Below are 25,384 nucleotides of genomic sequence, written 5' to 3'. Positions count from 1 at the left end.
CTGCATTTACAATGCTCCTACGTAAGGTTTTGATTTACTAAATGGAATAAACTCTACACGATAAGGGGTATTGGCACACATCATACTCCAGAGTACCTTGCCATTTTTATCGGTAAGAAACACCTGATTTTGTTTTGAAACACAGGTTAAAATAGTATCATCATTAATCAGATAAGCACTTCCCATTCTATCTGTGAAGGTTCCTTCCTGTAATTGTGTCTGCAATTTTAAAGATACCTGCTTGGATACCGGATTTAAATCAAAGGCTAATATCTGAGAACGTTTTTTACTGGTTCCATTATCAAACAACATGAGGTTGTGTTGTTTATTTATATGAACAGCATGCCCCTGATCAAACTCAGCACCTTTAGGTAATGCAAAATCTCCTCCCTTTCCGAATTTCCACATTACTTTTTTGTTTGTTGCATTAACTTTCCAAATCTGGCCATTGTTATAAAATGAAATGATGTAGTTTCCATCCGTGTCAATAAAAAGGCTGTTCGCATGCATCCAATCTTTTGCCTCTTTTAAAATATTTTTTTCTTTTAATGGATCAAGGGCATCAAAAACACTCCAGCTCCATATTTTTTTTCCGGATTTATCTAAGATCAAAATACCGTCTCCTTTAACAGTATCGGCCTCTTTACCACCTACTGCCCTTAAATCGACAAGTTTTTCTTCTGCGCTTAAAGTCACGTATTGATTTTTGGCGTTAAGTAATATTTCATGATGAATTGTTTGTTTAAAATCCATCACCCCTTTTTTCAAATGAAAAATGGTATCGCCGGTTAGCGATAATTCTAAAATTTCATTTCCATAGCTCGTTGGATAATCCATTGGGGCTAAAATTGAAAGAATGGTTTTGTTTTGGGTAAAATGAGCTACTTTAACCCCTGTATTGTTAAATCTCTGATACCACCTTAAGGTACCTTGAAAATCCATCATGCCAATAAAGCCTGGTGTTTCTCTGTTATAAACCAGCATACTACCGTCTTTAAATTCAGTTGGTAGTTTCTGCTCATTTTGTAGATTTACATGATACAAGCCAAGTAATTGGTCGGGAACATCTTTTGTTTTAAAAGTATATATGTCAGATTCAAATCTTACGCCCCCATTTCCTGATACAATGCGGTATTGATAAGTTGAATTAAATTTCAGATTGGTTAGCACTATTTTAAAGTCGCTTCTTTGAGTAGAAACGGGAGTTGTATTTAATTTATCTTTTTGCCCATTAATCCAATATTCAATATAGGCATCTTCGGACTTAGCACAAGAAAACTGAACAGCAACTCTTAATGAGTTTCCATCAGCTGTTTCATTTAATGAGATATTTTTGAAAGTACTAAATGCACCCTCAGTACATGAATTGACACAGATTGCAATGATCATCATTCCAATAGCAAATATTCTTGAGTGATTTATTGTTGAAAACATTTAGTATAATATTTGATTATAAATCTGTGGATTTAAAGATAAGGTCGTCATTCTGAAACAAATTCATAATGACGACCTACCTTTTTGAGCGCCTAATTAATTAAAGAACTATCTCCACAAAGGATTCTGTTCAATTTTGTTATTAGTTTGTAACTCACCTGTCGGAATTGGGAAAATATAGTTCCTAGGCTGTAAATATTGGGCACCTTGCTTATTTGTTCCCGTAAAATGTGCTTTTAACTGAGCAGGGTTATACCAACGTTTTAAATCTTGCCATCTATTTTGTTCAAAAAACATTTCTAACAATTTTTGATGACTAAGTTCATTCATTACACTGGTTAAATCAGGAAGATTTGCGCTCGTTTTTTCCGGCAGGCCGGCTCTTACTCTAATTCTGTTAATATCGGCTATTGCTTTAGCTAAATCCCCATTTTGGGCAGCAGCTTCGGCATGCATCAATAATACCTCTGCATAACGCATAATAACATTATTAGCAGTTGAAGGCGTTGCAGACCAATAATTATCTGCACTCTCTTTACCGCTCCAACCATTGGTAAATTTATTAATTAAGAACTGGTTAGTACCGGAGATATCCAACAATGATTTAGGGTCGATTTTGGATATATTAGCCTGAGCAGATGTCCAAAGGTCATCAAAAGTTTTAGTGCCTCCATACCATTTCACATCCGCTTCTCCGAAATTCGAGTGTTTCCATGATAAGGTATAATACATCCTTTTGTCGAATTTAGTATCTGAGCCGGCAGGTCTTTTTTCCAACATAAATTGATCAGTTAAATAATTGGTTGGCACATATTTAAACCAACCACCTCCGGCAGGAGGACCAATCAGCTGAGGTAAATAATTATACATAGGTGAGTTTGAACCTTCTACACCCCATGGGCCATACGGATCACCAAACGGACCATATACCCACTGAAATACAGCTTCCTTGTTGAACTCATTTTTATCGGTAAAATTTTCCGAATAATCTGAGATCAAATCATAAGAATATGGGGCTGTATTTAGCAAGGCTAAAGTAGTCTGGGCTTTTTGATAATCTTTGGTATACAGATAGGCTTTACCTAAATAAGCAACTGCAGCACCACTTGTGGCTCTCCCCAAATCTGCAGAAGGCCTTGTGGGAGGCAAGCCATTCATAGCATCTGTAAGATCCAAAATTACCTGTGCATAAACCTCCGACACAGGGTTACTTGGCTTAAATTGATCATCGGCAGTTTTTGCCGGGGTAAGAATAAGTGGTACATCTCCGAAATTAGAGGCCAATGTAAAGTAACAAAGTCCACGTAGAAATTTGGTTTCAGCAATATATGACTTTTTCAAATCATCGCTGATCCCCACCTTATCGGCATTGGCCAACACCAAATTAGCGCGATAAATTGATTTATAAAGTGATGAAAAAGTAGAAGCTGCATCTGAATTTGTAGCTTCATTTGTAAATAAAGCGATGTTAGTAGTAGCGGCTTCTCCACCCGGAAATGTAAGCACATCATCGCCCAATGAATTTATATTTTGGATACCCGTAAATGCTCCCCAATAGCCGTACAAAGGCTGACGTAAAAGACTATAAACGGAAGCTACTGCCGACTTTAAATCAGCTTCGGTTTTCCAGAATTTTTCTTCAGTAATTTTATTTGGATTCGTTGTTTTAAGAAAATCTTTTTTACAACCATATATCGTTAACAACGCAAGCGGAAGTGCCACTGCCATTGTTTTAATTATATTTTTATTCATAATTCCTTTAATTATTCAGTTAAAAAGATACGTTTAAGCCTACAGAAACAATTCGTTGCAGTGGGTATCCTCCGCTATCGAAACCTCGTTTAAGTGGATCACCATCATTTCCTAAATCCGGATTATACCCTTTGTATTTTGAAAAAGTAAACAAATTTTGACCTGAAAGATATGCTCTGATTTTCCCAACGTTTAAACGTTTTGCAATATCTTCAGCTACTGTATACCCTAATTCAAGCCTTTTTACCCTAACATAAGCACCGTTTTCTAACCAACGATCACTATTTCCACGAGAATTTAAATTTACATCTGCAAGTGTGAATCTTGGGAAATTTGAACCGCTGTTATCAGGAGTCCAGGCATTTAAAACAGAGGTAGATAAATTGGTATAAGCTGTCATTTGCTCTGTCCAGATTCTGCCACCATTATAGATTTTATTTCCAAAAACCCCTTGCACCAATAAATTAAAATCAAAATTCCTCCAGCCCAATGTAGCCGCAATTCCTGTTTCAAGAGTTGGAATAGGACTTCCGGTATATTGTTGATCATTGTTATCAATTTTACCATTATTGTCGAAATCAACGAATTTTATATCGCCAGGTGCAGCATTAGGTTGTATTTTTTGACCGTTTGAACCTTTATACGCATCAATCTCTGCTTGTGATTTAAATATGCCGTCTGTTTTGATCAAGAAGAAACTTCCTATCGGATTGCCAACCTTAGCGCGTTCTAAATCGCCAAATTCCTGATTACCACTTCCTATAGTAATGGCGGTCATTCTGTTGCGCATGGTAGTCATATTCCAGCCTATTTTATAAGAAAATTCACCGGCTACATCTGAGTAATCCAAAGCCAACTCTATTCCTTTGTTATTAATTGTACCTGCATTAACTGTTGGTGGATCACCAGTAATCCCTGTACTAAGAGGTATTGGAACTTTTAACAATACGCCGCTAGCTGTTTTATTATACCAGTCGAACACCAATGACATTTTTCCGTTAAGAAATGTTGCATCAAGACCTGCATCAACTGATTTTGATTCTTCCCATCTTAAATTTCGTGGAGAAGCATTTCCACTAGGAATAGATCCTACTATCACACCTCCATTGGTAGCAAAGTTTAAGTTGTTACTAATCCCATTAATTGTAGAATAGTTTGGTATCTGATCATTTCCCAGCAAACCAACACTACCTCTAATTTTCAATGAGTTCATAAATGCGGAAATCCCTGAATTACCATAAAACTTTTCATTGCTGATATTCCAACCTGCAGATACTGCCGGAAACACCCCGTAATAGTAACCTTCGCCAAACTTAGAAGATCCATCTCTACGAATTGATCCACTGATCATGTACCTTGAATCATAAGAATAAGAAACCCTTCCAATAAGAGATTCCCTTCTTACATCTGCTAAATCTCCTCCTACTGATTGGTTTGATTTCTCAGATCCAAATGAATAAACTCCATTTGGGAGGTTATTTCCATTTGCACTAAAATTATTGCTCGTATCCTTTTGAGCGGTAAAACCGGCAAGCACTGAAATATTATGCAATCCAAGCTTTTTATCATAACTAAGGGTATGTTCTAATAACCATGAACTAGAAACTCCGCTACTTTGACTTAGTCTTGGTTTGGCAAGTATTACATTACCATCATTATATGCATAGTCATAATTATTACCAAAGCCTCTGCTTTCTGAGATTGCACCATTGATTTTATACTTCAATTGATCAATCAATCTAATTTCTGCAAAGACGTCAGCAGTTACTGAGCTGTTGTTGTTTCTATAATCACTAGAATTCAAAATAGCTACTGGATTTGATAGATTCTTCATGCCTGAGTTTACCCCACCCCAACCACCTGGCTGGTTTGCAGCATTATAAACAGGAACAGTTGGCGGTACAATCAATGCACTCAATATATTACTGTGAGATTGATCTCCTCCCGGAGGTAGCGTACGTTCGCCGGTTTTATTGTAAATAAAGGTCTCCCCAATTCTTATCCGACCTTTTTCATATACCGATTTCGCTCTGAAATTAGCGCTGTTGAAATCAGTTTTTATGATCGTACCTTTTTGGTTCAGATAGCTTCCAGATAAGCTATATTGAAAATGTTCTGATCCTCCGGTAACGTCAGCATTGGCTTTGTAAATTGGAGCATTTCTAAAAATTTCATCCTGCCAATTGGTATTCGTGCCATTATAAGCAGGGAAACTTCCTCCAACAGAATTTAATAATTTAGTCCATTGCTCACCATTAAGCACGTCCATACGCTTAGCAATAGATTGACTACTGTAAACTGCATTAAATTGAACTTTAGGCTCTGTATTCTTTCTGCCCAATTTTGTAGTAACTAAGATAACTCCACCTGCAGCTCTTGATCCGTAAATACTGGCAGCCGCAGCATCTTTCAATACCTCAATATTCTGTATATCAGAAGGATTTAATCCATCCAAACTACCAAAAGGCATTCCATCAATAACAACCAATGGGCCATTGGAACCTAGAGTTCCTGTTCCACGAATTGTGATGTTTGACTTTGAACCGGGTGCACCAGTACTTGATTCTATTAATACACCGGCAACACGTCCCTGAAGTGCATCAGTTACGTTGTTAGAAGCATTTGCGCTAAGTTCGTTTACATTTACAGATGCAATTGAACTAGTAATTTCTGTTTTACGCTTGCTTCCGTAACCGATTACTACGACTTCAGTTAAATCGCGCAACTGAGGCTTAAGTCGGATATTCATAACCGTACCTTCTTGCACTTTTAAACGCATAACTTCATATCCTACATAGGAAACCAGTAAGATAGCACCGTTATCCGGAACATCTACTTGAAATTCGCCATTTGGGTTGGTTGTCGCTGCAATCTCAGTACCTTCTACTTTCACAGAAGCTCCTGTAAGTGAATTACCGTTTTCATCCGTGACTTTACCTTTTATCAGTATTTTCTGTCCAATTAATTGCGACAGGGAAAGTATATTCCTTGTTTTAATTACAACAGTCTTATCAACAATAGAATAAGCCAGAGACTGATTTAAAAAACATTGATTAAGCGCATCTTCAATTGATGCATTCTTTACATTAATGTTTATAAGATTAGCTTTTCTGATTAGATCTGTATTGCCAATAAAATAATAACTGGTTTGGCTTCTGATTTTCCGGATAATGGTTTCCAGCGAAGCATTTTTTTCGCTCAGGGATATCTTTTGTGCTTTGGTTGAAGCACTTACCTGGAGTAAGCATGTTACTAATATGAGAATGGTTAGCCTCATTATACGTATAATTTGTCCAGAATTTAAAGCAAGCAGCTTAAATCTGAATTGATCGTAAAATTTCATACATTTGGTTTGTTTTGGTGGCACAACGAAATTCTTTCCTCTTTTAATAGAGAAAGTCTCGTCGATAAATTGATTAGTTGTTGAGCTGAATTTTTATCATGGCATATCCAAACATCGGTCGGGGGTGTTCGAGCATCCCTGACTTTGTTTAAACTACCGTTAGTTCTGTATTTGTTATGGCATAACGATAATTTTCCTCCCTTCTATTTTAAAGTGAACATTCCCTGTTGATTCTAACACTTTTAATAAGGATGATATATTTTTTGTTCTTTCTATTACACCTAAAAAGGATAAATTCCCTTGCTTGCCTTCAAATTCATAATCCACGTCGTACCATCTGGACACGCGATGCATTATGCTTTCCAATTTTTCATCATTAAATACGAAATAACCATTTTTCCATGCAACGGCTTCTTCCAGACTAACCGGCATAACTTTAATCTCTCTAGTATTTTTGTTAATCTGAGCCTGATCGCCCGGAGTAAGCACTTTTTGGTTGCCCTGAGCTGTTACCTTAACTGAACCTTCCAGTAAAGTTGTTTTTGTGGATGCTTCATCAGCATAGCTATTGATGTTAAAATGAGTACCTAATACTTCTACTTCCTGATTTTCAGTATGAACTATAAATGGCATCTCTTTGTTTTTTGCTACTTCAAAATAAGCCTCTCCATTAAGTTCTACCAAACGCTTTTTCCCTTTAAAAGCAGCAGGGAATTTAAGTGATGATGCTGCATTTAACCATACATGAGTACCATCTGGTAAGACTATCTGGTATTGCCCTCCTCGAGGTGTACTTATGGTACTAAAGGTCGCTTCTCCTGTTTCAGAATTTCCGGCTAAAGCATTTGCCTTATAAATAAGGATACCGTTAGCGGCTTTTATTATTGACCCTCCATTTTGATTTGCAAGTTGATTAATGGTTGAGTCAGTTAATACTACACGCTCACCATTTGGTAATGTAAGAATGGCCTTATTTCCTCCAGGCAGGATATCCTGTTTCTTGAAAGCAGTAATTGCTTTAATAGACTGTAAATGTTCGGATTTAAAGAAAATTAATCCTGCAGCAAGCATCATCAGAAGAATGGCTGCCGCAGCCATCCATAATTTGTAATTAGAACTTTTGGAAGGTGTTTTTATTTCGTTTTGAATACCAGCCCATATTTTTTGTTCAATATCTGTTGTCCAGTTATTTCTCTTTCCCATGCTGTCTAGAGAAATTAGGATATCATCTTCCAACTGGTTGTCATAACGACCGGTTTTTATCATCGTCAGCAGTTCATGCCATTCTTCCTCAGAAATGAGATTTTCTTTAAAGTATTGTAATAGGATATGAAAACGGGCTCTGTTCATTATTGTAATCGTATTTTAACTAAAGACGATTCAAAAATGCAAATGGCCCAATCAGGAAAAAAAAATAATTAAAACGGCAAGAAAGGAGATACTTATGACGGTATCAATGTGTGATTTAAAATAATCGCGTACACTTTTGCGACTTAGCTCTAAATGCCGTTTTACGGTTAATTTAGAGATATTCATTTTTACAGCAGTTTCGGCATAACTAAGTTCTTGTTCATTAACCAAAAGCCATGCTTCCTTTTGCTGGGGAGGTAGTTGTCCTATCGCATTCTGCAATAATTTATCGTACTCTATTTGTTCGATCTTTTCATCAGTTGTATTTATAGCATCACTTTCTCTTAGGGTTAGTTCAGCAAAAAACTTAGTTTCTTTAGTCATTTTCTTAAAATGATCAAGCGTTAAATTTTTGGCGATAATAAAAAGATAATCCTTTAAACTATTTACATCTTTTAATTTCTGACGATTGTTCCAGAATTTAACATAAACTCGTTGCACAAGTTCAATAGCTATGTGCTCATTTTTCACATAAGCCATTACAGCATTATAAATGTTTTTATTGGTCTGATAGTACATTTGATTAAATGCCCGTTCATCACCGGCAAAAATCTGCGCTAACAGTAAATTGTCTTCAATAGCATTTTGCTTATCCAATCGTAACATATACCATAAAGCCCTAAATTTGTCCAGAGATACAACATCTCTAATATAAATATTTTAATCAACTGTTCAATCAATTATCATCGAATCTAAAATAGATACTTATCTTTTCTATTAATTCCTTATCATAACCTTAAGCTCCCCCAACTTTTTTCACTAAAGCATTGGTACTCAAAACAAAACTAGCAGGCGCAAATGCTTTAAGTTGGAAAGACAGTTTGCCTGCAATAATATTTATTGATTTACCTATTACCTCTCCCCGAAGATTAACTGGAATAGCTTTATTATATTTTGATCCATTAGGTAATTTAACGATAACATTATTGGAAATACCACTCTGCTCCCATAAGCGTAAAACTATTCCTTTGCCATCTGGATTTTCGCCAAAGGCAGTTACTAAAACTCCTTTTCTGGAAATAGAAATGCCTTCATTTTTTGCAGGTAATTGTCCGGCTTCACCATCCGAAACTCCGGTTAGCAATGGCAAACGAGTTTCCCAGGATTTTTCTGTCAGGTTAGCCACAGTTTCCGTACTATTATCAATAGGCCAGATACGCACTGCCTCACTCCATGAGCCCTGCTGCCATAAAGGGAAATTGGTATTCCACATGTTGTTATAAACATTAACAAACACAGCAGGTATTTTTGGAACATAATCTAAAGAAAACTTCCACAATCCAGGTTCACCCAATGAAATTAAAGGAGAATCCCTGGGTGTTAGTCCCATTCCTGATTTGTCTTTTTGGGTAATTGAAACACCTGAACTAACCGCCATCAAATACTTATTACTACCTGAAATAAGATCGGTTGCAGGGTTTATCGGGCCTCCCAAACGGCCAACTATAAATTTAGGGTCGGTTGCCGCAAAAGGGAAACATAACCAGCCGCCTTCGGGCTGCTTGTCGGGTGTTTTGTCATCCACAAACCATTCCACATCTACATAGGCAGAATTTTTAGGAAATGAGAATACTAAAGTATATTTTTTGGCAAGCCCTTTGGTATCAATAGCAGTTAGTGTTGCAACATCTGCAACACCAGTATGAGCAACAAAGATTTCCCAATCGTTAGGCGTAAATGCCATATATGGCGCTTTATCGGCACCAAGCATACCAGGTTTCCCTAAATCATTTAGGCCCCAGCCTGTTTTTATCCTGCTGTAAACATTAAACCATTGGTCGACTACCTTTGTACTGAAACGCTCGTGTAAGAACTGACCCACCACATATTTAGAGGTTCTATCAACCAATTCACGATTCGTTTTCTTTTCTACTAAAGAGGATATTCCTCCCCTTTTTAAATCAAAGATTATTTTGAAATAAGGTGTATTGAATTCCGATTGACGATCAGTTGTAATGGCCGATTCCTTTATCTCATTTTGAGAATAGGTAACATAGCCGGATGGCGCAATTTCATTAACGTAAAAATAGCTTCCCTTTTTCCATGGATTCTCAACAATTCCCGATCTTTTCCATGGTAATGGATTATATACCACCAAACGTTTCCCTGGTACTTTTACTGATTTAGCCAATAAATCAAGATCTGTATTTAAGCCAGTATTTATGATATCATTTGTGTTATGGATATATTGTCGTTTTACATCATAAGAATGCAGCCATTTCTTTTTACTTCCTGTACTTGTATTATGTGCATCGCTGTTTTTAAGCTTAGAAAAATCACCATTTTCAGGTTCAGGTTCTGCAGCAGCTTCAGCTAACCATTTTTTCCAATCGTCGCCATAGCTATAACGTGGGCCATACTCTGCATTCATGCCCCATGTATGTTCGGCATATAAAAGACTCTGCTCATAAGCTTTATCCAGTTTAGCCGAAATGCTTTTAACAGGTACTCCCCATGTTCCCATCTGTGTATTTAACCCGTCAAGAGCTGATTCCAAAGGACGGATGTTACGTCCGATTTTCGCCTCTACAGGATTTGAAAGTAAACCATGAATCCATGAGTCAGGGGTATCGCCTTTGACAGTTGGCAAATCAGGTTTTTCGGCCAAAACTGCTTTTGCAAAGTCATCAAGAGTGCCAAGATGTACTTTTGCATCAGGCATTTCTTTATTTATCTGGGCAATTATAACTTCAACTTCGTCTTTATTTGGCGGCCCGTGATTGTCGCCGGTCATAATCATAGCCAGGTAATTCCTGGATGGCCAATCTGATGGTGCTTTTATTCCGGATCCGTAATCAGATGTGTATTGACATAAGATTTTAGAACCATCAGCTCCCTCCCACCAAAACATTTGAGGAAACCTTGGGCTCTGACTTGCCGGATTGCATCCCAATTGCAAAAACCTGATCCCTGCATTATTCAATAGCGTTGGCATAACCCATGAGTGGCTGGGTACATCTGTCATTTTTGCGCTTATTGGTAATGGTTGCCCGTAAGCACGGGCAACTTTAGAAGAATAACCAAGTCCGCGAACCAAATCTTCGTAATCAAGAGACTCGGTATGAGTAGTAAATGCCAATCCATGAGGTACAATTGAACCGTCTCTAACTGCCTTCTCTATTCTTTTTTTACGTTCAGGATCTTGCTGAGGGCCTAAAATCTGTGCATAAAGAGGCCATCCCGGCACTGTCCATGCGAAGTGCTGGTTATTAGGTAAGGTTGCATTTTTCTCTATAACACCTAAAGCCTTATCCATCATCTCACCACGATACCGCGCAAAAACATTCTCAGGTAAATCGGTAAAACCTAAATCAAAGTGGGTTTTAAATACTACCCACACATCAGTTACTTTCGGTGTACCCGAATTTTTCTTTTTTTGCTGTTGAGCAACCGCTACTGTGGCAGTTAGTGAAATAACGAGAAATAAAGCTTTAATTTTTTTCATTACAAGGGCATTATAAGGCAGAAAGTTTGTTATTAGTTAGTCCTTCAATTACAAACCAGGTATAGCTTTCCGGAGCGATACTAACGGTCAGATCAATTGTATAATCTCTGTTTAGTTTATAGTTTTTTAAGGCTCCTTCTTTTTCTTTAACCCTTGCGATATCTGTTAATCCGGTATAGTACAATGGGACTTTAATGGTTCTAACAATTTTCTCTTTTGTAGGATTATACAGCATCATTAAACCTTTTTCTTTTTGTTCTGGATTAACATGCAGTATTCCATCCCAGTCGCGACCATCGGCTCTGCGCAAATGGATCACATCTGAGTTCAATATGTTTCTGTACTTTTTGTACCAATTAATAACTTTTATAACCGTCTGTTTGGTTTCCTCAGTATCATAGAGTCTTGGTCCGCGGTAACAAGCTTGTACTCCTGCGCCATAATACTGCATCATTAACTGCTCATAATCTTTTAGGTGGTCAGATAAAGGCTCTAGTGTTGCTGCGCTACCGCCTCCCTGATATTCCGTAAGTGGCACAAAGCCCCAACCCATTGAAGGAGTTTTAGCCCAGGTAGCATCATAAATATTCTGACGGTTCAGTACTTTTTGATGATCTCTAGGTAAGGAGAAATTCACCTCTCTATAGCCCAATGCAATTTTATTGGTGCCATCTAAAAAATACCAATCAGGGGCATTAATGTAAACTCCCTTTTCGTTAAGCCAGGTATACAATTCTTTTTGGATCTCCATTTGTTTCCATTGTGAATCATCTAAACCTTTATGACCAGGGTGTGTTGTTGATGCGCATACATCTCCAGGATAAGGCCCGTCATTTTCCCAAATATCAAAACCGGTTTTTGTATAAAAATCCTTGATGGTGTTTCTATACCAAAGTCCCCATTTACTACCAAAACAAGGAGCATTATTAAAAAAGGCTCCTCCCGGTTTACCTGTTTTCGGATCAATTACATCGTCTTCAGGGCTTATACTTCTAGAGCTATATAAAGAATAGCCACCTATCTTTATGTTTTTACTGTGTGCATAATCTGCAAGTTCTTTCCATCTTTTAATATTTACCTGGGTAGTATCTTCCATATTCAGATAGCTACCAAAACTAATGATCATGGCTTCATAACCTGTTGCAGCACATTGATCTATAGCAGTGCGAACCTGCTCTGGATTTTTGGCCACCAGGTGCATAAATGTTGGATTTGCTGACGTCCATGGTACTACTGTACGATACATCTTTCTAATGGCTAATCCACGGCTTTCCCTATCATCTTTATTCATTAACAATTCATGCGTACGTACCGAGTTTAGTGTTTCTCCATTCTTTAATTCAATTCCTTTAGCCTTTTCAGGATAAACCTCTAAAAGCACTGGAGTTTGATATCGGTAATGAACCTGAGAAGTATAGGTAGAATCTGGCTTCCAGTGCGTAGTCTGATCGCTATTCGCATAATTCATTGAATTATTAAATGCGTAATTGGTTTCAAAATATATTCCACTTGGTTTTTTCATGATTTGGAAACTTCCTTCTACAGAACTTTCCTCTTCAACCATGCCCAAAACCTCATTCACAACCTGATCTATTTTAAACAATTGACTTCCTTTGTTCACCACACTTAATGACTTCACAATTAAAGGAATTCCATCATAGAGTTCATAAACTACACTTACCTCTAATCCACTAAGTTCTGCCACCTGAGGTTTGTACAGAAAAGAAACGGTTTTACCTGTTGCCGGTTTAGTATGTAAAGCCCAATATTTGGTATCATTCCATTTTAAACGAGGTGTAATAGGTTTAACATCGTAAGAAACATATTTAAAATCAGTAGCACCCGCAGTAAATCCATCAACCCATTCTGGTAGCAAATAGGCCTTTTCCTTTTGCCCCTGAAGTCCACCTATGTTATAAGTTTTGCCATTTATGATTAATCTTGCCTCTTCTCTTATAGAGCGCAACAGCTGCTGTCCGGTACTTAAATTTGTATAATCTATACAGGCAACATTAGGTGAAATCCTAAACACCCTTTTTAGTAAGCCATTCTGTAAAACAAGATCCTTTCCATCAGTACTTTTGATAACCTGAGCTTTCGCTGTAACTGGTTTGATTAGCCAATCCTGGACGGAAGTTGCCTGAGCAAATGCCCCGAGTGCACCACTAAGCATTAGGGGAATTGTTAATAGAATTTGTAGCTTTTGAAGTTTCATTTGGTTTATTTTGATTTGTGTGTGCCTAAAGTATAAAAGATTATTTTGAATTCCTGCTTTTGTACGCATTCGGAGAAGTTCCCATTAATTGGGTAAATAATCTTGAAAAGTAATAAGGGTCATGATAACCTAGCTGAGCAGCAACTTCTTTTACTAAACCATTGGTTCCATAAAACAATTGACAAGCCTTTTGTATTTTTAACTGATTAAAATAATTTATAGGCGAATGACCTGTAATATTCTTAAAAATGGTTGAAATCTTTGAGTCTGAACATCCAGCAGCTGCTGATAAATCAGGTAGAAGGATTGATTTATGAAGGTTGGATTGCATATATGCCTTTGCTTTCTGAAAAATATCATCGTGAGTATTCTCTCTATTTTTTTTGACAACCGAACCTCGCTGAAAAAGGAACAGGGTTAGACAGTTAATCAACTTCATATTCACATAAGCAAGGTACTCTTTATCATATCCTTGTTCCAATACATTAAAGATTTCATTAAACAATTGTATTGCATCGTTTTTATAAGGGAAGTGCTTAGGATTAAAGCAATCTTTGGTAAACGACATATCGTTTATATTGGCTAGCATGTTACCTCCAAATTCTATCCAGTAGATTGTCCATGGGTCATCCTCAGACGAACCATATTCATGCTCAATATTTTGAGGAAGAATAAAAAAACTATTTTCAGTTACCTTTTGAATTCCTTTTGCATTTTTTACCCAACCTGATCCTGCAACACAGTAAATTAAAATATTATGTGCACTCCCATTCTTTCGGTGAGTATGGTGCTTAGCTGCAAAAGGGTAATATCCTAAATCTTTAATAAATAGTCCATTCAGCAATGCATTATTTAGTCCCTGCTTCTTCAATACCTGTTGAGGTATTGAAATGATCTTCCTTCCCTCACCCTTCCAATAGTTCTTTGGGATATTATCTTTCGAGTCCATTAGATTTTTTCACCTTTACCTATAGTATTCACTATCAAATCAATCTTAATCTTCTGGTTACCTTCATGCATTGCTGCAACAGCAATATCTGATTGGCCATTTGATAGGATTAAGTTTCGTTCATTCAATATCTCTTCACGTTTTTTTCTGGACCTATCTGCTACGTATAATGAATTCCCTTTAAATATGATGAACTCTCCATCAGCAAGCTTCCTGTCAATTAAAAGCTGTTTTCGGTTTTGTAAGGTTATTTTGATACCATTTGCCTGTTCACCTTTTGGTGTATGAATACGAATTGCAAATTCAAGTGGTTGGCTCTCAAATTCATTGTTTACCTGATACGATTTCCCTTCCGGTGTATAAGGTTGGTTTTTGAAGCGATTTTCACGTACCGGATATAAGATGAATGCTTTTTTCCCTGTCTGTTCCAAGTGGAACTTATAGTTCAGGTCTTTCAATTTTTCTTTTAATTCCTTTGAAAAATCTTTTTCGTCTCTTAAGTTTTCCCAGGTGCGATAAGCTTTAAAGATCGCATCCTTTTCACTGCAATTCTCTACAGCCCGTTCACTTAAACCTAACATATAGGTAGCACCCCATCCAATTGATTTAGCTTGTAGGTTTTCAGCATCGTACATAGTCCAGTCACTCTCCAGGCTAATGATGCCAAATGTTGCCGGAAGATAGCTGCTTTCAAAAACGTAACGCATGTCTTTCCCTTCTATTCCCCATTTATTGTTTACCGGACTAAACATATGATCTCCACCTCCTACATTGCATACACTCATATAGTGCCAGCTTCCTTCGCCAACAGCACTACCCATTACACGCAAATATTTACCCCCATTTTTCTTATAACTTTCGAAAAGCTTACTGAAGAAACGTTTAAAGGAATACTGTCCATGCCCTTGATAAATACAGCTTTCAAGTCCGTCAAAATCGATATAATCCATTCCACCATCAACCAACCATTTGCCATAAAAATCAGCATAAACCTCCTGCAAATTCATATCTGGTGCGAAACCATGATAACAATTAGGTTGAAGTTTAACAATGGTTGTTCCGGAGGCAAAAGATCCTCTGGTAGTTCCATGAAACCCTCTTTTAACATTTAAAAAGGTATAAGGTTTTGTTTCTGTTATGCCATTATACTCGATAAGTTCTTTACCTATCTTGAGCACATTGGTATGATTTCCTTCCCAGCCTCCAAATTCATTAAAATAAGCCCGGTCAGCCACTGTAATAACTGTATCCTGAGGAGAAAGCTGTTTGGTAATCACTGTACGTTGCATAATGGCAAGGCTATCATTAGGAACAGGTGCAACATCACTATTATTATCGGGCTGCAAGAATTCACAAAGGGTATGTAGGCCCCAACGTATACCTTTTGCTTTCATCAATGCACCGTATTCGGGTACAGTCATTGCAGGTGCAGATTTAAAATTAACCTTTTTTCCTCCCCATCTGTTTTGCCTGTTCGGATAATATTCGCCCATCCCCTCATCCTGAACCGATTTAAGTCCTAAACGTTGAGCATAATTTACAAGGCTATCATGATCACCACTCCATGCAATATCAGGACGATAAGCTTTTGGGTCTTTAATCCATTTGCCATCTATTTCCGGGTGAGGAAGTCCTTCGGCTAAAACTATTTTTTCTATTGTTTTTAATCCCAGAGAATCGGGGCAGGCATACAATGCCATTGCAGAACCGATAAATCCGGCATCTGTGGGAAGTACAAGCTGGTAGCGAGCAGAGTTTGCCTTTCCGTCTAAGTTATCAGGCAATACAGGAAAACGTATCATTTGTTCTTTCTTCCTGTCGCGAGAATGCATGGAAATTGAAGATCCGAATGCTGGTTCCAGAACAGCACCATTCCCATAATTCATCCTGTAATACTCTTCGGGATGCGAATAAAATGCCACATCACTGATGCCATCTCCTCCAATTGTAAACACCTGTCCTTCTTTAAGGTTTGAGGGAAGTGGAAACTTTGCAGGATCAGGTGAGTGAATGAAATAATACATGAAAGACATATCACCATCTGTTGGTGGACCTCCTGTTGTATTGTCATTTAACCCCAACATACCAATGGCAAAATTATCATCTCTTACCACACCAAGTACGTCTCCAATGGTTTTGGATATATTGGTTTTATAAGGTCCCCATATAATGTTATCAACCTGCTCTTTCTTGGTTAGAGAAAGTAGCTGGAATTTGAAATACTCTTTTTTTTGTTCTGCTTTAATTATTGCAACTGTACCATTACTAAAACTAAGGGAAATTTCATTACGATTTGGATTGTAAGAAGCTTTTACCGGATGAATATAGTCTTTGTGATTTGAAAGGCTCATCAATGCGGATGAAAGCCCTTTAGGATTATACTCTTTATTAGTTTTAACATCTTTAATTGATGTAATAAAACCTTTATTATCTATACTGATAGATGAATATCGGGTTTTTAAATTGATAGTCTGCCCGTAGCATAGGCTACTGTAACTGAGCATCATTATCCAGGCAACTAATACCCTGAACATGACAATGCTAAAATTATTCATAGTGTTTGTGTGTGTGTGGTCTTATGCGAATTTTCGCTTGGTTTCATGTGTTTGTGTGTACAAACTGGTCGCCGGGCTATTCTCAAAAAAAACATTTAGGACAACACTGCCGATCAGCCTGTTAAATGGTAAAATTAAATATTTTAAGGGCTATAAAAGTGGTATTATATTGATCAATATCGATGCTTTTTTTGCCTATTAAAAAAAGCTATGCAAGTCATTAACTAGAAAAATCCGGTTGAACTAAGTCCAACCGGATTGCTACAGTTTACTGTAAATTTTATTTTAAATAGCTTGTAATTTTATAGTTTCATTCGTTGTTGTTTTAAAGGAAATCCTGTCTCCACTGATGGTCTCAGATTTCTTCCCATTTCTAATCAAGAGCACCTTTTTATCAGGCCATGGATTTATGAGTGTACAAAGTCTTCCTTTTTCACTTACTATTTTAACATCATTAATGATCTCATTATTCAGGCTGGCAGACACCAGAAAAGCACCCCAGCCCCTAATACTTTCAAAACTTGCATTTTGACCTTTTGGTAACCCATTGAATAAACGGATTACATTGCCAGCGCTCATGCAAAGCATTTCATTAAGTGCATTAGCTATAGTACAACTGTTCTCTATCCCGTGTGGATTATTTAACTGAAAACCATTTGGATAAGTGCGTAAGGCATATTTATGCAATTCATCTAACACAACAGAGGGATCGTATCCTACCCTAATTGCAGCCATAAAAAAGCTACTACTGGTATTGTTATCCTTCCAGCGTTTCATTTCGTCAATCGTATTGCGGGAAAGCGCCAATAATTCGGCCTTACTATCCAGATTAATCGCATTAGAAGGATAAATATGTTGTATTCCTAATCCATTATCTGCCCACCAATCGACACCTTTTTCAGTGTACCGAAATACTTGTCTGTTATTTCGTGTTTGAACAGGAAAATCACTAAGCTTATTTAGAATATCCTTCCACTTTGATTGTCTCTCTTTATCAATATTCAAAGTAGAACTTAAATCAAGAATGAGGTCAAAGGCATTCCGAACCAATCCAAGTGATAAAATTGGATTTTTATCTTTCCCGGAACCTTCATGAATTGCATCACCGTAAATAACATATCGGCCGTTTTCAAGTTTCAAGTAATCCTCCCAGAAGTTTGCCACTGCCAAAGCATAAGGATATATCTTTTTGCCATACTTTTCATCATAAGTACAGCGCCACTGCTGTGTCATATTGAGTAATCCATATGCAGCATTAGAACGTTGACCAAAGAACAATCCTCCGGATTCTTTTTCATAAGCCGGAAAGTTACGAGTAACCTCTATTCCTAACGGCCCGATCCCGACAGGATAAAGAATACCTCTTGTCTTCGTCACATTACTTGCATACCATTCGCCCCTTCGCATAAAATCAAGTAATGGAGCATCATGGGGCTCTCCCTGTTTCAAACGATTAGCTGCGTATAAACCATAAAAAGGAGCCTGAAAGTTATAATTCAAATGATAATCACCATTCCATGCCGGTTTATCGGTAGTAGTCCAACCAAATATCCCGGGAGGAAAATTTGGATCACGACTGCAGGCAGCCATCTTATATAACCCCTGATAGTAGGCTTTCATCAATACCGGATCTTCGACAGTAATATTTGATTTACTCCAATACAATTTCCACCAATTATTATGTTTGTTCATTAAGGCTGTAACCGATTTTTCATCAAGCTTACTTACCGTGTTCAATACAGCATCCAGAGGTTTCTTTTTTTTAAACTTGCTTTCAATTGAAAGCCCAACAATTACCTTTTTCCCCGGCTGTAATAAAACAGTGCTGTCTTTATAATTAAACGTTTTTAAAGCAACAGACACTTCTGTAGGAATATCTACACTATCAGTGAACGAACGCGTAAGCCAATAAACATTGTTGGCTTTACCGCTTTTTAAGTTTGCATGTCTATTTTCAGGAGCAGTTAAACGAATAGAAACTTTTGTTGCTGCTCCTACTACACTTAGTTCAATAAAGACCAGGTTTTCCGTTGCCGAGACCCATGATCTAGCAGTCACCTTTTGTGTATTCTTTTGTAGCAAACTGGTCGTAACACCATTCCCAAGAGACTGTTCTGCAGAAAAATCGCCCTCATTAAAACCATTAACTTTTATATCGACAAAACCGACCACCCGAGGACCTGATAACCCATCAGCCTGTGATCGCAGCCTCCAAAAATCATTCTTAGATAGGTAATACCTAAGCTGATATCCTTTAAAACCAACACTCATTGTTAAATCCCCGTTCCCCATTAAGGGAGCATCAACTGAAACATCATTTGGGATATGCGCAGGTGGTTTTGTCCAGATATTCTTAAATGATGCACTTTCGCTATTTAAAGGCTGTTTGTTCTGAGACCACACATTTAAGTAGCATATGACCAGGAAGAAACTAATATTAATTGTTTTGTTCATGTATAAATCAAAAAAATAAATTTATAAAAAAAGGCCTACCTTTAGGTAGGCCTTGAACCTAAATCTACCAACCATTACTTGTAAGAAATTAGCATAAATGCGCCGTTTTTATATTTACGGGTAGCCTATATGAATTGATTTCCTGGTAATGACATGTTAAAAAAATAATCAAACTGAATTAGTAGTAAAGCTAGTAGCTAATTACCAAGTTTTCAATAGAGGATTATCCAAAAAGAATGGACTATTTTACAATTGTTATCTTATCTATTCCTTCTTATCCAATTTGTAAAGTTTGATATAGGTAAGCTTAAAGGTTTGATCACTCTGAATCATTGTAGATACAAAACCAAAAGTTACATTAGATGGTGTCGCCACTTTAAAACTGGTACTAAAATTAAGTGGACCATTCCCCGTAGATTTGGTATAACCTAAAACGTCTGGATTGTTCTCCACTTTATCGACATCAGGTATTTCATTCCCTTTTACAATAACGGTATAAAACTTATCCTTTAGTTGATAATCATGGAATAAGAGCGTATAAAAATACTCACCTACAGGAAGTGGAAGCAAAGCAGTTTGTTGTATCTTACCATTTATGATATCGGGTTCTCCACCCCAAGATTCCATCGACATACTATTTCCTTCCCATTCATCCCAGCTTCCCATGCCGCCATCCCGTTGCCTCACAGCAGCATTCACTCTCCAATCAGCAACGACGCCCCATCTACTTCCGAATCTCTCTGCAGCGATAAATTTAGGCCCAACGTTAAGCAAATACTTAGAAGTTACATCAACCACTGTTCCATTACTTGTTACCAATTTATTTACTGTAAATACCGAACCTTTTTCTGTTGTTACAGTGAGCTTAGCGGTATATAACTTACCGGCATCATACTCTTTAATTGGAGTTGCTACTGTAGATGAATCTGATTTATCTCCAAAATTCCAAATCAAACTTTTCACCTTTACATTTACAGAGTTCACACTAAATCTAACCTTATTGCTACCTTGACCTTCAGCTATAAAACTTAAGGCATTATCAGGGTTGATTTTAACCATCACTACTTTTTTTGCTATTGTTCCATCTTTAGCTATTGCTGTAAGGTTAACCTCAAATGTGTCTGCCTTAGCAAATACATGAGTTGGCGCAACTTCAGCAGAAACACTATCATCTCCAAAGTGCCATTCAAGGCTCTTATAATTCTTTGAGTTATTCTTAAAATCAAAGGTGAATGCATCATCCCCCGGAACGACTTCAAAATCAACAAGTGGCGGATTTCCTTCGGCCGGTCCAGGTACTATGTCCATATTTTTAACACAAGAAGTGAAAATAATTGTGCCCAATAGTAACATAAAAAGTTTGTTCATACTATTTTTCTTTCTCATGAGTTGAATTTTCTATTTAGTATATTAAACTGTGATTTATTAAGTAAGGGTAACCATACTGCATATTTGTTTGCAGCAATAATACTGGCAGGATCAATCAACAAGACAACGGTTCTATTAACCGGATCCACAACATGCTTGCTACTACCGGTTAACTGAACCACCAATACGATTTTATTATTTTTGTATTTCAACAATGTTTCTGAAGGAATGGTGAGGTCTAATTTACCTGTACTACTGATTTGATCCACTGTTACCAGGGTTGGTATTTCAAACTCTCCTGTCTTCATCATTACTGCATTTTGAGGAATAATCCCTTTTGATTTCAGGACTGCAACAGTATCACTATTAATAGCTACATCCACGGTAAAAGATCGCGAAGGTACACCCGACAGAGATACATCCAGAGGAATATTGATTGAGGCTACACTTGGCAAATAATTACTTGTCCCCGAAACTTCCAATTTGCCCCCACCTCCATTTGCAATTGAGATTGCATGCATTTCGTTGGCTGCAATAATTTCCCTTGGATCTATAGAAATGATCCCAATGCTTTTTTCCTCGTTGATGGCATTACCTTTGGTAACCTCACTTAATTTCAACGCAAAAGCTACTTTTTTACTGGTAAAATAAAATTTCTCCAAGTCAGAGACACTTACCAATACATCAAATACGGCACTAGTTGAGCCGAAAGGTATGACCACCGTTTCCGGGATAACTATTGATTTTACCGGCATGGCCAAAGTATTTGGCAGTAAACCTCCTGCGATTGCATTGGTAATTGCATCCGCATCCAGTTCTAAATGTGCATCAAAAGCCTGAGCTGCGCTAGCCGAAAGCTGAACCTCAACCGGAATCCTCACAATCTCTGAATCTTTTTTTATTTGTCCGGTTTGCCCCTTTATAGAAACATTTGTTGAAGCCCCTTTCTTACTTGCAAAGTTCTCCAGCTCATCCTGTTTACAAGATTGTAAAAAGATGATTGATATTAGAACCAGGCATTTATAAATATTGCTGTTTTGTTTCTTCATTATCTTATATTTAATATATCCTACATTCATTTATTGATCCTGCCATATGCGTCCGTCCAATGACCAACTCTCCTGCCTTGGTATCCTTAACCAAGTATAAATTTGAGCTGGAATATCAACCGTACCAGGTACTAATTTTGATAAATCTGTAGCTGGTGGGGAGCAAATCAGATCAGTAAGATTTTGCCAGGCTACAGTTCCATCTTGAAGGATAAGGTCATTTTTTGCAAGACCTTCGTCTTTAAAACGATTTCCTGAAGCGTCCGTCATAGGCCAATAACTAATCAAATAATCATAATAAGGATGACCAGGATCGACGTAGGTATCACAGGCAAACTGTTGAATCTTATCATCAGGAATGGCGACTTTCCAGATTTTAACATCAGATATGTTACCGTCCATAGATCCATTACTAGAAAATTTCCCTAGAGTTAGCGGAAAATTATTATCAAAGCTTCCTAAATCCGTAATTTCTGATTCCGTATTAAACTTTCCATTGGTAAAAGTTCGGATATAACGTTTTCCATTTTTATTTACGCAAACCAGTGCTATAGAGTTCCAGGTGCCCATAGGCATATCGGCTCCTTTTACTTGTCGGGTTACATTTTTACTACCTCTTGCATTTAGCATCCAATAAGGTCCCTCTAAAAAAATGTTCCATCCAATATCGCCATGGGTCCAGTCCCTTCGTTTTCCAATCATACTTGGATAGTAGAAATTAAGCACGTTCTTTCTCACCTTTAACTCTATTGTAAATTCTGAATCACCAAAATTATAAAGCGAGTTGTCAGCATTAGTATTTAGTGCCTTTAGATTTCCTGAGAACTTCACAAAGTTTCCCGGAAATTTATTACCGAGATAAGGCTTAGTCAAAATCTTCGTTTTATATTCCGAAGTATTGAAAATGGTAAAAGTATTTATTTCCGTATTGCTAAAAACAGTATTGTCATTTTCACTATCCGGCAAATGAAACATCCCTCCTTTATTTGATGAAATAACAACGAGCCATTTCTCCGATTTATAATTCGGTCGGCTTTTTAACGCCTCAAGCATTTCGCCAACATACCCATCAAATTTCAGAATGGCTGCTTTGTACGCAGGAAAAGACAAATCATAGCCTGAGGTCTTTCCAGCGTCATCTACCCCGGAAAATTGCCCAATTACAAGGCTCGATTCTTCTTTTTCGAGATCATTTACCACTGCTGATTTAACAGCAGCATCATCACTCAGCTGTAAACTAGAAGTTGCATCAGCAGAGAGCTTTGAATGGAGTAATAACGAACTGGTATATAGGGTAGTTCTTAATGCAGGATCCATCTCTTTAATCCGCTTGAACAATACAGGATACTCTGATAAGTGATTGGCAGAAAAATCGTCTGACTTTACACCATGTTTCGCTGCTTTAACTCCCGTTAACATAGTAGCATAACTCGCTGCATTGGTAGTTGCATCAACATCAGAAAACCCATTCCATGTATAAATGGAGGTAGGTAATAAACTATTAATGTTTGCTGCCTGTGCGTTGCGTACGGAAGTGCCCCTTGCTCCGTCGACAATAATGTAGAGCACTTTAGGTTTACTATAAGCAACATTAGCAGAATCTGTATATTCCCTTTCCGGGATCATTCGGTCAAAAGGAGAATTGCAAGCTCCCAGTATAGTTAGAAGACCTATGCAGACCCAGCATAACTTCATGATTTTAGTATTATGATATCTTGTTTTCATTTTTTATACTTTTATAGCGTTTAGATGCAGCTGACCAGGTTACTCCAGTACAACCCGAATAATATTATTGACAGGTTCATTATTGAATCTGTAAATAAAGCCGATAAGCAACAATGCCCTTTTATTGTCGTCAGATTTGGTCTCAATGACATCATTAAGTGATCCCTGGAATAATCCTGTAGCATTATAGCCCGGAGCCAATTCCCCTTTACTGTTTAGGATCATAAATCCATTTCTGGCGACCTCATTGTAAGTATTAAAATATCCGCTTGCGACGATTAAACCATCATTAAGCTGTTTTGCAAAACTCACTCCCGGCCCACTAAATTTCTTAGGAACAAAACTCTCATCTAAAGATCCATCTGATTTTAACAATGCCAGATATTCACATGGTTTACCATTATAAGTCCTAAACAGTCCGGTAATCACATAGCGGTCAAGCAGACTGTTATAAGTTGCAGAGTACACAAAATTGTCTGGTCCTAATCCCGGTTTAAAAGTTTCGTCAATAGTTCCATCCGCATTAAGCCTGATGATATTCGCCGCGGAATTTCCATCAAAACTATTGAACCTTCCATACATCAATACCTTACCGAGATTTTTAGCATCGGTATGAATAATACTGTTCGCAGGTCCATTTGCCGCTTTTAACCCCTCATTTTCAGACACGTTAAACCGATAGGTTTTATCCAGTGTACCATCAGTGTTAAGCCTTAAAACCTGAGGCATCCTGATACTATCCAGAAGCACAGAATCTTTTTCCCTTCGTCTGTTTGACTGATCGTATCGGCGACTGATAAAAAACTGGAATCCTCCGGCAACCACTATCTTATCATCAGGCTGTTTATAGACCTGATAAATAGCTCCATCTGTGCCGGCATTCAATCTTGGAAAGTACTTAACCGTATCAAGTTGATCCGGTCTTCTAAAAGTATGTATCCCCATGGTATCAATTGACCCATTTTTATTCAGCATAGTGAGGTTACTAATATTATCTGTGCGTTGATCATAACCACTAAAACTACCGGCAATCAGGTATTTCCCTTTGTATTCAATGATGGAACTGATTACTCCATTTGCACCTTTACCACTACGTAAAGAAGGATCATAAGAAAAATCGCCAAAAACGCTGGCAATGCGATTGATTGGCCTAATTGCGCCTTTGTTATTATAGTTGGTGAAAGCACCTACTATCAATCGTTTGCCATCTATAAGATCAAGTATTTGTGTGACCGCTCCATTTGCTCCATTGGGCACTTTAAATGTAGGGTCAGGATTAACTAATCCATTTACTTTAAATGTGGGTCCGAAAACAATTGCATCCCCCACCGCAACAGAAAGTACGCCGGTACTGGCAGACTCCGGAACTTTCACTTTAATATGGCTTTCTGTAATCTCTAATATTTCCGCCTTCTCTCCATTAAACATGAATAAGAGCTGGTCCTTATAAGGAATCATACCTGTGGCCTCTATAGTCACCTCTGTTCCAGGCCCACCATCTGAAGGTTGAGGTGCCTTAACACGGTCCATTTTAATTCCTAAATCTTGTGTATTTACAGGATAAGGTTCTGAGAACTGATCGACTGCTTTTTTGCAGGAACTTAAAGCCAGCAGTAAAAACAAGCCCTTTAATATTGATCTATTTATTTGTTGTATGTTCATTTCATTACTCTGATTATTCCGTT

General features: G+C 37.5%; 14 protein-coding genes. All 14 read right to left on the bottom strand.

Features of this window, described 5'->3' with window-relative positions:
- Positions 1-6: 6 nt before the first annotated feature.
- The 14 genes from HQN83_RS13020 to HQN83_RS12955 all read right to left on the bottom strand — a co-directional run bounded on the left by HQN83_RS13020 (position 7) and on the right by HQN83_RS12955 (position 25,361).
- Positions 7-1,434, bottom strand: a complete 1,428-nt coding sequence (locus HQN83_RS13020) for an aryl-sulfate sulfotransferase (RefSeq protein WP_173090781.1) — start codon at positions 1,432-1,434, stop codon at positions 7-9.
- Positions 1,435-1,542: 108 nt separating this feature from the next.
- A complete protein-coding gene (locus tag HQN83_RS13015) occupies positions 1,543-3,186 on the bottom strand; it encodes a RagB/SusD family nutrient uptake outer membrane protein (RefSeq protein ID WP_173090780.1) in 1,644 nt (547 codons plus the stop codon).
- Between the two features lie 19 nt (positions 3,187-3,205).
- Entirely contained in the window at positions 3,206-6,529 is a 3,324-nt protein-coding gene (locus tag HQN83_RS13010) for a TonB-dependent receptor (protein ID WP_173090779.1), read from the bottom strand.
- Positions 6,530-6,703: 174 nt separating this feature from the next.
- Positions 6,704-7,879: a FecR family protein gene (locus HQN83_RS13005; protein ID WP_173090778.1), complete on the bottom strand. Its 1,176-nt coding sequence runs from the start codon at positions 7,877-7,879 to the stop codon at positions 6,704-6,706.
- A 51-nt stretch (positions 7,880-7,930) separates the two neighbouring features.
- Complete coding sequence (locus HQN83_RS13000; protein ID WP_173090777.1) at positions 7,931-8,545, bottom strand: RNA polymerase sigma factor; 615 nt, start codon at positions 8,543-8,545, stop codon at positions 7,931-7,933.
- Between the two features lie 130 nt (positions 8,546-8,675).
- Positions 8,676-11,384: a glycoside hydrolase family 38 N-terminal domain-containing protein gene (locus tag HQN83_RS12995; RefSeq protein WP_173090776.1), complete on the bottom strand. Its 2,709-nt coding sequence runs from the start codon at positions 11,382-11,384 to the stop codon at positions 8,676-8,678.
- 10 nt (positions 11,385-11,394) lie between these two features.
- Positions 11,395-13,599 (bottom strand): alpha-galactosidase, encoded by a 2,205-nt coding sequence (locus tag HQN83_RS12990; protein ID WP_217277386.1) that lies wholly within the window; start codon positions 13,597-13,599, stop codon positions 11,395-11,397.
- A gap of 40 nt (positions 13,600-13,639) precedes the next feature.
- Positions 13,640-14,548, bottom strand: a complete 909-nt coding sequence (locus HQN83_RS12985; RefSeq protein WP_173090775.1) for an AraC family transcriptional regulator — start codon at positions 14,546-14,548, stop codon at positions 13,640-13,642.
- A complete protein-coding gene (locus tag HQN83_RS12980; protein WP_173090774.1) occupies positions 14,548-17,103 on the bottom strand; it encodes a hypothetical protein in 2,556 nt (851 codons plus the stop codon). The genes HQN83_RS12985 and HQN83_RS12980 overlap by 1 nt, the downstream gene beginning before the upstream one ends.
- 285 nt (positions 17,104-17,388) lie before the next feature.
- The gene (locus HQN83_RS12975) at positions 17,389-19,557 is read right to left on the bottom strand and encodes a glycosyl hydrolase family 95 catalytic domain-containing protein (protein WP_173090773.1); all 2,169 of its coding nucleotides are present in this window, start codon (positions 19,555-19,557) and stop codon (positions 17,389-17,391) included.
- A 264-nt stretch (positions 19,558-19,821) separates the two neighbouring features.
- Positions 19,822-20,943 (bottom strand): DUF5013 domain-containing protein, encoded by a 1,122-nt coding sequence (locus HQN83_RS12970; RefSeq protein ID WP_173090772.1) that lies wholly within the window; start codon positions 20,941-20,943, stop codon positions 19,822-19,824.
- Complete coding sequence (locus HQN83_RS12965; protein WP_173090771.1) at positions 20,940-21,974, bottom strand: hypothetical protein; 1,035 nt, start codon at positions 21,972-21,974, stop codon at positions 20,940-20,942. Before HQN83_RS12965 ends, HQN83_RS12970 begins: the two co-directional genes overlap by 4 nt.
- Before the next feature lie 30 nt (positions 21,975-22,004).
- Positions 22,005-23,699: a LamG-like jellyroll fold domain-containing protein gene (locus HQN83_RS12960; RefSeq protein ID WP_173090770.1), complete on the bottom strand. Its 1,695-nt coding sequence runs from the start codon at positions 23,697-23,699 to the stop codon at positions 22,005-22,007.
- A 39-nt stretch (positions 23,700-23,738) separates the two neighbouring features.
- Positions 23,739-25,361, bottom strand: a complete 1,623-nt coding sequence (locus HQN83_RS12955; RefSeq protein ID WP_173090769.1) for a DUF5008 domain-containing protein — start codon at positions 25,359-25,361, stop codon at positions 23,739-23,741.
- Between the last annotated feature and the right edge of the window lie 23 nt (positions 25,362-25,384).

This window comes from Pedobacter foliorum (genome assembly GCF_013266735.1).
Lineage (GTDB): Bacteria > Bacteroidota > Bacteroidia > Sphingobacteriales > Sphingobacteriaceae > Pedobacter > Pedobacter foliorum.
Note: the sequence above shows the minus strand (reverse complement) of the source record. Positions and strands in the feature narration are given on the sequence as shown.

What these genes read in the sequence shown, in the direction of transcription:
- HQN83_RS12970 (WP_173090772.1), bottom strand. Translation starts at nt 20,943, where the DNA reads ATGAGAAAGAAAAATAGTATGAACAAACTTTTTATGTTACTATTGGGC.
- HQN83_RS12980 (WP_173090774.1), bottom strand. Translation starts at nt 17,103, where the DNA reads ATGAATAATTTTAGCATTGTCATGTTCAGGGTATTAGTTGCCTGGATA.
- HQN83_RS12955 (WP_173090769.1), bottom strand. Translation starts at nt 25,361, where the DNA reads ATGAACATACAACAAATAAATAGATCAATATTAAAGGGCTTGTTTTTA.
- HQN83_RS12985 (WP_173090775.1), bottom strand. Translation starts at nt 14,548, where the DNA reads ATGGACTCGAAAGATAATATCCCAAAGAACTATTGGAAGGGTGAGGGA.
- HQN83_RS12995 (WP_173090776.1), bottom strand. Translation starts at nt 11,384, where the DNA reads ATGAAAAAAATTAAAGCTTTATTTCTCGTTATTTCACTAACTGCCACA.
- HQN83_RS12975 (WP_173090773.1), bottom strand. Translation starts at nt 19,557, where the DNA reads ATGAACAAAACAATTAATATTAGTTTCTTCCTGGTCATATGCTACTTA.
- HQN83_RS12990 (WP_217277386.1), bottom strand. Translation starts at nt 13,599, where the DNA reads ATGAAACTTCAAAAGCTACAAATTCTATTAACAATTCCCCTAATGCTT.
- HQN83_RS13000 (WP_173090777.1), bottom strand. Translation starts at nt 8,545, where the DNA reads ATGTTACGATTGGATAAGCAAAATGCTATTGAAGACAATTTACTGTTA.
- HQN83_RS13005 (WP_173090778.1), bottom strand. Translation starts at nt 7,879, where the DNA reads ATGAACAGAGCCCGTTTTCATATCCTATTACAATACTTTAAAGAAAAT.
- HQN83_RS12960 (WP_173090770.1), bottom strand. Translation starts at nt 23,699, where the DNA reads ATGAAAACAAGATATCATAATACTAAAATCATGAAGTTATGCTGGGTC.
- HQN83_RS13020 (WP_173090781.1), bottom strand. Translation starts at nt 1,434, where the DNA reads ATGTTTTCAACAATAAATCACTCAAGAATATTTGCTATTGGAATGATG.
- HQN83_RS13010 (WP_173090779.1), bottom strand. Translation starts at nt 6,529, where the DNA reads ATGAAATTTTACGATCAATTCAGATTTAAGCTGCTTGCTTTAAATTCT.
- HQN83_RS13015 (WP_173090780.1), bottom strand. Translation starts at nt 3,186, where the DNA reads ATGAATAAAAATATAATTAAAACAATGGCAGTGGCACTTCCGCTTGCG.
- HQN83_RS12965 (WP_173090771.1), bottom strand. Translation starts at nt 21,974, where the DNA reads ATGAAGAAACAAAACAGCAATATTTATAAATGCCTGGTTCTAATATCA.